Source organism: Singulisphaera rosea (genome assembly GCF_054877945.1).
In genome coordinates this window covers 1-329 of the sequence record NZ_JBTYIP020000127.1, presented here as the reverse complement: position 1 = coordinate 329, position 329 = coordinate 1, and the positions used below count along the sequence as shown (strand labels likewise).

Annotated in this window: 1 protein-coding gene; it reads left to right on the top strand. The window is 66.3% G+C overall.

Annotation, left to right across the window (positions count from 1 at the left end; all coding sequences use genetic code 11):
• Positions 1–329, top strand: a 329-nt coding sequence (locus tag ACYOEI_RS41240) for an Ig-like domain repeat protein (RefSeq protein WP_462856498.1), incomplete at both ends; no start/stop codon positions are given.

Here is a 329-nt window from a genome sequence, read left to right as displayed (position 1 = left end):
GGCCATCGGGGCCCATTCCCTCTCCGCATCCTACGCAGGCGACTCCCTCAACCTCCCCTCCGCATCCACCACCACGCTCGTCACCAACGTCGGAAAGGCCGACTCCCTCGCCTTCGCTTCCGCAGCGACCAACGACATCGGCCTCGGGCAATCCGCCACACTCTACGCCGCGGTCAAGGTCGCGGCACCCGGCTCCGGATATGCCACGGGCACCGTCACATTCATGGACGGCTCCACCAAGCTCTCCACCAGGACCCTCGGACTCTCCAAGGGCGTCGTCAGCGTCTCCCTCGTCGTCGCCAACTTCAAGCCCGGCCTGCACTCCATCA